This window comes from Stieleria magnilauensis (assembly GCA_007753675.1).
Classification (GTDB): domain Bacteria; phylum Planctomycetota; class Planctomycetia; order Pirellulales; family Pirellulaceae; genus Stieleria; species Stieleria magnilauensis.
The window spans coordinates 212103-222293 of sequence record CP036432.1 but is presented as its reverse complement, the minus strand read 5'-3'; the positions used below and the strand labels follow the sequence as shown (position 1 = coordinate 222293).

Genomic DNA, 10191 nt, shown 5'->3' with positions numbered 1-10191 from the left:
CGGATTGCACATACGTGACTTCGCCACGCTTTTGTGAGATCAAGAATCAGTTCACGTTGATCCGTAGTTGGCTTTATTTTCTTGCCTTCCGCCGGATTGGCCCGCGCTCTGAAAAGATCCGTGAGGCATTTTCCGGTCACTTCTTCCGGATGCTCTATCTCATCCGGAAATAGCTTCCGAGCGAGCGGAAACACATGCTTGTCGATCGCTCGATTTACTGCGGCAGGATCATCTTTCACTTCCCGAAGCCTCTTGATCGTGAACTCGCGGAGAAGACGCAGCTGATCCCCAGTCAGCATGTCGGGACCCTCAAAGTAAGCGGTTTCAAATATCGCTAGCAACTCTGTTTCTACCGTACCCGCTTTTGCGATTATCCGTCCATAGGGCATCCATGCCTCCCGAACCGATAGTGGCACGGATTGATTGTGTTTGTCAAAATCCTCCGTAACAACAAGTTGTTGGTCCGCGAGCGACCATACCTTCTCCGAAGGTAGCTCCGTGTCTGCGTAACGGTTCGTGACCGCTAACACAACGAGCCGTCCGGACCTTGCGGCAAAGGTTCGTGAAGCACTCTTCGAACGCAGTCCCTTCACGTCCGGGACATAAGGTTGCAAGCGATCGAGGTCGATCTTTCGTGTCAACGGCTCTGGACATACCGCTACACCCAACCGCACCGCGCCCCCCCGGCAAAGCCAAATCGGTTTCCTTTTCGCGCGCGCGATACCCTGCAAAGCCTTGGCGTCGGTGATCAGCCCCATCGCATCTTGAAAGGCCTTGCCGAAATACCCAAGCACATCGTCTTCCCACTCCGTAATCGGCTTCGTGCGGGCGACGAAAGCATTGATCCCCGCACTGTGCAATCGCCCGGCGGCAACCATCCAACAAATACGGTCGCGATGATGCCAAAAAAACTCGCGGGCAACATCCCTCAGGTAATCCTCCGCTTCGTCCGGCCACGCTTCGGCGTTCTCTTTGGTCGCCGCCATCCCATAGGTACCGGCGAGTGGATCAAAATAGATGTCATACGGAACTGGCGCAGCAACGCGCGGGGTTGGCTGAGACCGCGTTCCTTGATCCTCGACCGTCCGTGTTTGGCCTTCCGCGTCAGGCAAGATTCGTTTCCAACATCTCAACAAGACTCCGGTTCTGATCCAAGAACCGCTGAATGGGACGCGTCATCGTGAGCACCGAAAGCAATTCGTTTGCATCATCCACCAGCGTGTCAGGATCGCTTCGACGCATTCCCGTATTCACATCCAGCACGACTTCGTGAACCTTAGGGCGTCCGAACGGACCATGCACCGTTCGCACCAATCGAATCGTCGACAGGTCGGTGTATCCTTGGTCGTTGTAGCGATGACGCAAGGGCGCTGAATTGGGAAAGTAGTCCCCCAAACGAAGCTTCTGGTAATCCGACTCGCGTCGCGATTCATCGGCCGGGCTGCATTGATTGATGTAATCCATGCCCATGTCTCGTCCATCGCGGTGAGAGTACGACCGCCGGACGTGCCGTGACCACAGAACCGCCTTCGGATTATCCCGTGGCATTGCAAACCGCCACGGCAACCGCGACATCGTGACATTGAATGCCGGTGAAGAACCGGAAAACACCAATCTAAGACTCTCTGGCTGCCGTGTTTTATGGCACACCAAACCATTCTCGGGCACCCGTTTGTCAGTCACAACATCTTTCAACGCAAAGGTGTGCCGGTTGGTGATGTGACCACGATTGACGAAGACAAACACCAGACTGTCGGACTCCAACTGAGAGTGGCCGAAAAACTGCTGCATCAGCTCAGCCAATGTCGCTGCACACTCCGAGGTTCCTAAAACGACTGCACATTGCTTTGCAAGGGCATCCGCAAATAGGTTCGAGAAACCAAACTGCCCTGCGTTGCCACACCAGGCGTGATGATAAACCCCGCGAAAGGGCAGCGCGGCATTCACAGACAAATCATCAGTGGTCTGGAGGTCAGGTCCGAAAGACTGGGCCTGTTCACGGGTCAATCGCCCCAATCCAAAACTGCTTTCTTGAATCACGACATCACCACCTTCCGAAGGAAGCACGGCACTGGCAGAACCGCCGAGCAAGACGGCGTGGAAGGCCCGACGGGACACACGTGCTAGGGATCGCATGAGTTCATTTCACTCGATTATGGCTGATTTCTCAAGAATTTCCTGCGGAGTTCCGCCGAAAACGTACCGAACGATGACCGTCTCAACAATCTCGACTTTCGCTACACCTGGCAGCAAACACACCCAATCCATTGGCTCCGTCGCCCATCTACGTGGGGGCACTTCGTCTTCCCCTATCCAAGTTCCTCCATCGCAGCGTTGCAAATGCCGCAGGTGAAGGCCCATCGCGGCCTAGCCCAACAAGACGTTCCGCAAGCGGGACATTTGTAGTGCGTTTTCTTGACGCCCTTCGGAACACGGTTCCAATTGTCTCGCCAACTGATTGTAAATCCCTTCTCCAGTAGGGCCTGGCAGGCGACCTCAAAACGACCGCCGTCTTCGATGTAATGGGAGATACCGTATCCGGTCTTCTTGCCCCCCGGCTTCCCTGTACGCGATGCGACCAAGCCGACGAGTTCCATCTTTCTCGCCCATTCACGGTTGTGGTAACCGCGAAGAGACTTGCGTTCTCCGTAGTGATGCTGCCACTGATGGCATTGCTCGTGAACCAATGTCGAGAGTGGCTGTTTCAGATCGCCTTGCTCAAGGTGAGGTGTGAGATATGCCGGGTTGAGTGAGATCTCGTCACTGATGATCCCGCTGTCGTCGTGCCATCCACCGGGCACGAAGTACCCCGCACTCTTGTGAAACCGCTGCAACGTGATCATACAGGTCGGCAATTCTTTACCGAACAATCGCTGATTGAAATAATCCCAAGCCCGCTGCAGCTCGGCGTAGTTCTCGCGCGTCGGCTTTGGATGTTCCATTTCACGCGTACCACCAAAGTTCTTGCATCGTACCCTCTCCACTTGTCACCCGCCAATTCTTGCCCGGCTCCGCCTTCCCTGTCATGCTTTCGCTTGTGAACGCCACATCAATTCGCCACGAAACCGTGCCCGCGAAGCATTTTCATTGCGTCGCCCGCCCGCACATGAGATAGTCGCCCCATGGACAGCCGCACCGACGAAATCGAACGTTTCAAAATCGAAATTCCGCTCGCCCGCTTCGCGGCCGACGAATTCGGGTTTCGCGTCGATCGCCGAAAGTCCTCGGCAAACGCCTGCTTCATGCGCTGCGATCGCACCGGGGACAAAATCTCGATCCAACGTTATCCCGATCAGCACTGGACCTACTGGGCCGTCTCCCCCGCGACCGATCGCGGCGGCTCGATCATCGACTTCATCCAAAACCGTACCGGAGAGAACCTGGGTCAGGTCCGCAAACGTCTGCGTCCCTACATTAACGGAACCACTTCCCTTTCCTCCCGCCCCGCCCTCCAAGACGTCCCCCTCACCTTAAACACCACCAACTCCGACGTGTCCGAAGTGCGGCGGATTTTTGCAACCACCGTGCGGCCACTGGCCGGCGGCGTTCATCCCCACCTGAATACTGATCGCGGTATCCCGCCGGAAACTTTCACACGCACGCCCTTTGCCGGCAGCGTCCATACCGACGCCAGAGGCAATTGCCTATTCATCCACCGCGACCATTCTGGGGTCACCGGATGGGAAGCCCGCAATCGAAAATTTAAGGGGTTCTCCCCCTCGGGGTATAAGGCACTGTGGTATGCGACGCCGGGGCGGGAGGAAAGGAAGCAGTTGGTGTTTGCCGAGTCCGCGTTTGACGCCATCGCCTACGGGCTGATGTTCCCTAGCAGTGAGACCTGCTACTGCAGCACCGCCGGACAGATGTCAGCGTTACAGCGTGACCTGGTCACGTCGGCCATCAACAAGCTGCCGATCGGCGGCGACGTCATCATTGCGGCCGATGCCGATCAAGCCGGCGGCGTTTTTGCGGCCCAGTTCCAAGAGATCATGGATGGACTTACCAGAGAGGACCTCAATTTCAAAATCCACGCCCCTGAGAGCGTTAAAGATTGGAATGATGCCTGGTTAGTGAAAAAGGCTTCCTTGCCCTCTCCGAGCCCTCAAGCCGCGTTATGAGACTATCGCACGCGGAGGATCCTCCATGGTTCGGGAGATTTCTCATCGTCATGGACGATGGAAGCGTCTGATTATGGCAAGATCGACGGATGCCAGATAGGCGCAACAACGTTTACCAAAGCGCTTCGCCTGACGGGGACGGATCTATCCGGCCTTCTGCTGCACGACACGAAGCGTTGGCCGTTCGGATTCGGATCGCGAAGCACGCGCATGGGGCAACGTCATCTTGAGTGACTTTGATGACGGCGAGCAGATCCGATTGGACCATTTGTACCACGTCGTCTTGTTGCCGCCGCCCAGCTCGGTAAACGCTCGGACGCGGTCCCTCTCCTCCGCAAAAGAGGTGTCGGCTTTGAGCTTTGCCACCAGCATCGCCTTTTCCGGGATCTCATCGGAAAGAATCGTTTTCACCCAGTCGATGCCGGCTGCTTTCAACTCGGCCGCGCGCACGTAGTGCCGCATCGACAGATTGGGGATCAAATGCAGAAAATCGGCGAACCAATCATGCACCTCCTGATCCCAAAACCACCCCGCCACTTTGCGATGCACCGCTTCCCCGGTAGGCTCGAAAAACAGGACGTGTCCGCGGTCTTCGACGGCGGCCGTGTTGGCGCTTAAGGACTTCCATTCATTGGCGATGATGCAGACCCGTGACTTGGTTTCAAAGGAGCTTGGAAGACCTTCGCTCATTTTGCCGGTCGATGCGCTGTGCCAGGCCAGGCTTTTCGACTCATCGGTTTGGCAAAGGCATTTGAGGAGCCTAACCGCTTGCTTGTCCGAGTAAAGCGAATCGACGTCGTCGATCACAACAAGCTCGTCGCGGTGCGCTGCCAGCTCGCAATAGATCCCAAACGCGGTCGCGTTTGATTCGATCCAGCAAACGTTGTCCCCGAGCGTCTTGCGCACCGTTTGACTTTTGGCCACCCCGGCCCTGCCAACTAGGATAAGAAGGTTCAAGTGGCCGGCTGCGAACGCCTGAATGTAGGTTTCAAACTCCTCGTAGGAGTCGATTTGCACCGCGTTTTTCGGTCTTGATTTCCGTTCACTCAAACCCAATTCCCTCCTGACACGCGCAGCCGAAAAAGGGGTGGAATCGCGGAATTGTCAGCCCACGCCCATTAGTCTTCGTTTCCGCGATTACACCCCTAACCGGTCTATCTTAGGAAACGCCAGCCGTTGCCACGAGGCTGGTTTTTGCACTGCAGGACGCTTACGGTTCTCGTCATCCAACCTGCTTCCGCGTGGGGCGAATCGTCTTGCCACAAACGTGTTGCCATCGTTCCCAATTGCCGGTGAACGAACTGTCTGATTTAAAAACTTTGGGGCGTTGACAGGTTATCCACAGAAAATTTCAACGGGGTACAACACCCCAAACCCCCTATTCTCACGTTCGAAATAGGTTCGGACCAACGCATTTTCGACACCCATTTCTGAAACCCTCCAATACCGACCCTCTAGGCGACCTTCCGTTTCTTGCCTGCCCCCACGATATGGGCGTTGAAAAACACTCGGCAGAGCACCGACCGCAGCGAATCTGACGCTGTCGATCGCATATTGACCGGCTACCGTGGATATCCCAATCGACGGTGATCGCAAATACCGACCCTCTGGGCGACCTTTTCTCAATACCGACCCTCTGGGCGACCTTTTGAAAAAATACCGACCCTCTGGGCGACCTTTTACCGACCCTCTAGGCGACCTTTTTCGCCAGAATACCGACCCTCTGGGCGACCTTTTTCGCCAGAATACCGACCCTCTGGGCGACCTTCGTCAACGCAACCCGTTATCCAGCAGGCACTTGCCTTACAACAACCTTTGTTTTAAACCTTGTAAAAAACAACAACAGACAAACCCGTGTTGTTGTTCTTTTTGAAATTTGGACGATGGAAGGGATGCAGGCATGACGGAAGCGATTGTCCAGCAGCAAACAAAAAAGCGATTCGACCCGACGCAAGGACGGGACGAATTGAACTTTGCCGAGTTCCCGCTTTTCTATCTCGGGCAGCGTGTCCCTTCCGGTCTCACGCGGCTGACATTCGAAAGTGAGATAACCGATTCAGCACGCAATCGCTCGATAAACCGCCGCATCGTGATTGAGGCTGGCCGAAGTGAAAACGTTCCCGTAAGCAGTGACATGGATGTCTTGCATGCGTTGATCGCTCTTGGCAAGCACGTCAACAACCTCGCGTCGTCGACGATCCATTTCAGCCGTTACCAGCTCTGTGAAATCTTGGGGTGGCCGCAAAACGGCAAGAGCTACAAACGGATCGAAAGGGCGCTTCGCAAATGGCTGGAAGTCACGATCTACTTTGAAGCGTGGTGGGACAAGGACGACGAGCGATGGAGAAACCTGAAAGGGTTTCACATCCTCGATGATGTCGAACTCAACGATCACAACACTGGGCGGCCCGGTCGCGCGAAACAGACCGAACTCCCCTTCTCGTCTGTCCGTATCGGACAGCGTTTTTTTGACAGCCTGAGTGCCGGCTACGTCAAACGCCTGAACCTCGCCGATCTCTTTCACTTGAGTTTGCCAACGGCAAAACGACTCTATGGGTTTTTAGACAAACGGTTCTACCACAAGACGCGACTTGACTTCGACCTCCGCACGCTCGCATGTGAGCATGTCGGCATGAGCCGGGACTACAAAACTTCCGAGCTCAAACGCAAATTGTTTCCCGCGATTGAGGAACTGGTTGATCTCGGGTTTCTTGAGCCGATGACCATCGCTCAGCGGTACACGCAAGTTGGGCACGGCGTTTACCAAGTTCATTTTGCTCGTGCAACACGTTCAAAAATTGGAACGCTTCCTTTGGCCGGAAACAAGGCAAAGAAATCCACAAATCGGCAACTCGTCACAGCCTTGACGAAGCACGGCATGACTCCTGTTACAGCACGGCAAATTGTCGAAGATCCCGGCATCAGCGACGAAGTCATTCGCAATCAGATCGACATCCTGGAATGGAAACTATCCAGACCGAACGACTATACGATTGGCAACAAGGGCGGTTACCTTCGTATGGCCATCACTGAAGATCATTCACCGCCAAACGATTGGAAACCAAAAGACGAGCGAGATGCAATCGTTGAGCGGGCCGAACAGGCGAAACGAAAACGCCAGGCCGAAGAAGAAAAGCGTTTGGCAGAAGTGCGGACGAAGCAGGAAATTGAAGACGCTCAAAGACGGGAACGGGAGAGCCGCGTTGCCGCATATGTTGCAACACTTTCACCGGGCGACTACGAGAAGATGATTGCGGCCGCCCTGGAACGCACCGAAGGATTCATGGCGAGGATAGCGCGTAAAGCGTTAGGCGAGCTGCAACCGGGGAGTGAACCGGTCGGTAGTCTCAAAATTGTGATCGAGGACTACGTCCTTGCTCTGCTTGATGGGACGGCCGACGCGGGACGGTGATCTCAAAGGCCAGTGGCCTTCGCGTCATGCATAAGGCAAAGGCCACTGGCCTTTTCAGCTGTCGGCTGTCAGAAATTGAAATGGTGGTAACGAATTGTCTTGTCAAACACCATTTTTCTTGGCAAGCTAAAATTAGCGGCCTTTGATCAGGCCATCCAATGTGGCCATCGCCACAACTAACCATCGCAAAAGGACTTGCGGCAGGAAGGCCACTGGCCTTCTCAGTCGTCGGAAGCCAAATGCAGCGAAAAGGCCAGTGGCCTTTCACTCATCCGGAGCGTGATTTGTGCCGATGGATGATCCAAGCCACTGACCACTCACGGAGGGAAGCCATGGCCAAAACCATTTGCATGATTGCGGAGAAGGGCGGTGTAGGACGCACCACCAACGCGGTCAATATAGCGGCTTTGTTTGCGAGTCAGGGTGCTCGGGTGATGATCATTGACACCGACCCGCAAAGCTCGGTTTCGAAGTTCTTTCTTGGCACTGCTGGCGTCTACGACCTGCACAAGTCAAATACCATCGCTGCTTGCTTTGATGAGCGATACATCCCCGAGGTGAAGGACCTCGTTCACGCAACCAACATTGAGAACCTTTATTTGACGCCCGCATCGGACCGATTGAAGGATCACAATCTGCCAAAACCGTCCACGCTCGGCGATCTTCAGTTCGGTATTCGGGACTACGTAGCAGAAGCGAATCAGTCGTTTGATTTCATTGTGATTGATTGTCCTCCCGATATCGGAAACTTGCCTACTTGGGCGAGTCTTTTGGCGTCGGATTACGCAATCACGCCGATTGTCCCAGAGCGGTTCAGTGTTCAAGCAATCTCGGGTGTTGATGCCCAGCTTGCCGCGGCACACGAAGTGAACACGAAACTGCGATTTCTGGGATACTTCTTGAGCCAACGCCGGACACGCCTCAGCTTGCACGACGCAATGGAAAAACATCTTCGCGATATTCAACGCGATCGTGTCTTCGATACGGTGATTCCGCAGATGATAGCTTTTGCCGAGGCCCAGCAGCACGGGCTTCCTATTACGTCTCACGACTCATCGAGCGAAGCGGCGAGGGTGACCGCCAAGCTTGGCAAAGAAATTATTGACCGCATCGCGCAAGAAAACCAATCACGGAGGGCCGCATAAATGAGCAAAGCAGATTCTTTCAACATGGATAACCACGACTTCACGAGCTACACGCCAATGCGATCGCCAGAGCCAATTGACGGAAAAATGGAAGGCCGACGGATGATCCGAAACGCCGCCCATATCGAGTTGTCTCGGATCATTACGCGGGCACAGGTGCGCGAAGACTTCGATGAAGACAAATTGCATGAGTTGGCCGATAGCCTAACGCGCAAAGGACAGCAGCAACCCATCCGTGTTTACTGGGATGCCGAGGAAGCCGATGGTGGCCGCTACGTCGTTCTGATGGGTGAACGACGGTTTCGCGCTGCACAGATGGCGAATTTTGAGACCATCCAGTGCATTATTCACGAAGATGAACTCAGTGAAGCGGAAATCACGGAGCTACAACTACTAGAGAACATCGTTCGCCAAGATCTCAATCCGATCGAAGAAGCGAGGGCGTTTCGCAAGATTATGGATGACCGAAAAGCCAGTGGCCTTCCTTGCAGCGCCAAAGACTTGGCCAAAGAGATCGGATTCAGCGACAGCAAGGTGGCGCGATCGGTGCGTCTACTGACACTCCCTGAAGATATTCAGGGCGACGTCGCAGAGGGATCGATCCCGCCAAGTGTCATCCGCGAGGTGCTTAAACTCAAGACCGAGGAAGCACAACGCCAGATGATCACAACTTACAAAGAGGGGGGTAGCTACGGTGAAATCGCTGAAACCGTCAAAATGAGGAAAGGGGTGGGGAAGGGTGCATCGTCCGGTCCACGCACTAAAAAGTCGTTTTCGGCGGATGGGATCAAAATCGAGGCGACAGCAAAGAAACGTGTCACTCAGGCCGAAATTGCTGTCGTCTTAAAGCAGTGGCTAAAGCAGATCCAAGGTGACGGACGCGTCAAGGCTGCATAGTGCATTGTAAACTACAAGGCGATATTCATTCCGCGGCGTAGACGGGCTTCCCAGTTCATGTGTTCGAAGATGTTTTCTTCGTTGTAATCACGCTGGAGGCTATATCGATTTGAATTGTGTCGCCACGCTCTCACCGATCGCTTAGGAGTCGTCTCAAAATAGGGTTCTTCGCGGAATTTAGTGGCATCCACCCAGGGTAGGGATTTTTTGAGGCATTTGCTCCTGCGTCCAATGTGCAAGAAGGCAAGCCCGCGGCGGAGGGATTCCGCCAAGGGCTTGCTGCACCGTTGGCGCGCTATCGACCGAGATATCCCTTCCCAGGCCCGCGTCCTCGCAGAGCCTGAGTCCGTTTTTCCCGGCACCATGAAGCCTACCGAGTACCAACGAACGTTGCAAACAATCATTGGACGCAGGAGCAAATGCCTCCGAAAATCCACCACCATGAGTTCGGCCCAGGCGAGCTTCACGGTCACGAGTTTGCGACTAAATTCCGCGAAGAACCCAAAATAGACTACCGCGGTTTTTGCAGGATCACATAGTTCCAATCGCCATGAAAAGCATTTTCTGGTGCACGAATGAATTTCACGGCCCGAATGGCTCACCAAGCTAATGCCAATTT

The 10191-nt window shown here is 54.6% G+C and carries 8 protein-coding genes; 4 read left to right on the top strand and 4 right to left on the bottom strand.

Annotated elements, in window-relative coordinates; genetic code table 11:
* The 3 genes from TBK1r_RS38080 to TBK1r_RS00900 form a co-directional block, all read right to left on the bottom strand.
* On the bottom strand, positions 1 to 1112 hold a 1112-nt coding region (locus TBK1r_RS38080; RefSeq protein ID WP_419580829.1), incomplete at its 3' end, for a hypothetical protein.
* Positions 1105 to 1791 (bottom strand): hypothetical protein, encoded by a 687-nt coding sequence (locus TBK1r_RS00905; RefSeq protein ID WP_145207103.1) that lies wholly within the window; start codon positions 1789 to 1791, stop codon positions 1105 to 1107. The genes TBK1r_RS00905 and TBK1r_RS38080, both read right to left, overlap by 8 nt.
* Before the next feature lie 518 nt (positions 1792 to 2309).
* The gene (locus TBK1r_RS00900) at positions 2310 to 2942 is read right to left on the bottom strand and encodes a SprT-like domain-containing protein (RefSeq protein ID WP_145207102.1); all 633 of its coding nucleotides are present in this window, start codon (positions 2940 to 2942) and stop codon (positions 2310 to 2312) included.
* Positions 2943 to 3122: 180 nt separating this feature from the next.
* Here TBK1r_RS00900 and TBK1r_RS00895 point away from each other — a divergent pair, with 180 nt between their 5' ends.
* Positions 3123 to 4118: a DUF3991 domain-containing protein gene (locus TBK1r_RS00895; protein WP_145207101.1), complete on the top strand. Its 996-nt coding sequence runs from the start codon at positions 3123 to 3125 to the stop codon at positions 4116 to 4118.
* Between the two features lie 144 nt (positions 4119 to 4262).
* Here TBK1r_RS00895 and TBK1r_RS00890 read toward each other — a convergent pair whose 3' ends face one another.
* Complete coding sequence (locus TBK1r_RS00890) at positions 4263 to 5168, bottom strand: hypothetical protein (RefSeq protein ID WP_145207100.1); 906 nt, start codon at positions 5166 to 5168, stop codon at positions 4263 to 4265.
* A 916-nt stretch (positions 5169 to 6084) separates the two neighbouring features.
* On the opposite strand from TBK1r_RS00890, the gene TBK1r_RS00885 reads away from it, so the two are divergent.
* The 3 genes from TBK1r_RS00885 (at position 6085) to TBK1r_RS00875 (ending at position 9572) form a co-directional block, all read left to right on the top strand.
* Entirely contained in the window at positions 6085 to 7530 is a 1446-nt protein-coding gene (locus TBK1r_RS00885; RefSeq protein WP_419580828.1) for a replication initiator protein A, read from the top strand.
* A gap of 332 nt (positions 7531 to 7862) precedes the next feature.
* Positions 7863 to 8675, top strand: a complete 813-nt coding sequence (locus tag TBK1r_RS00880; RefSeq protein WP_419580827.1) for a ParA family protein — start codon at positions 7863 to 7865, stop codon at positions 8673 to 8675.
* Positions 8676 to 9572 carry a ParB/RepB/Spo0J family partition protein gene (locus tag TBK1r_RS00875; protein ID WP_145207097.1) on the top strand — a complete coding sequence of 299 codons (897 nt, stop codon included), beginning with the start codon at positions 8676 to 8678 and terminating at the stop codon, positions 9570 to 9572.
* The last annotated feature ends 619 nt before the right edge of the window (positions 9573 to 10191 follow it).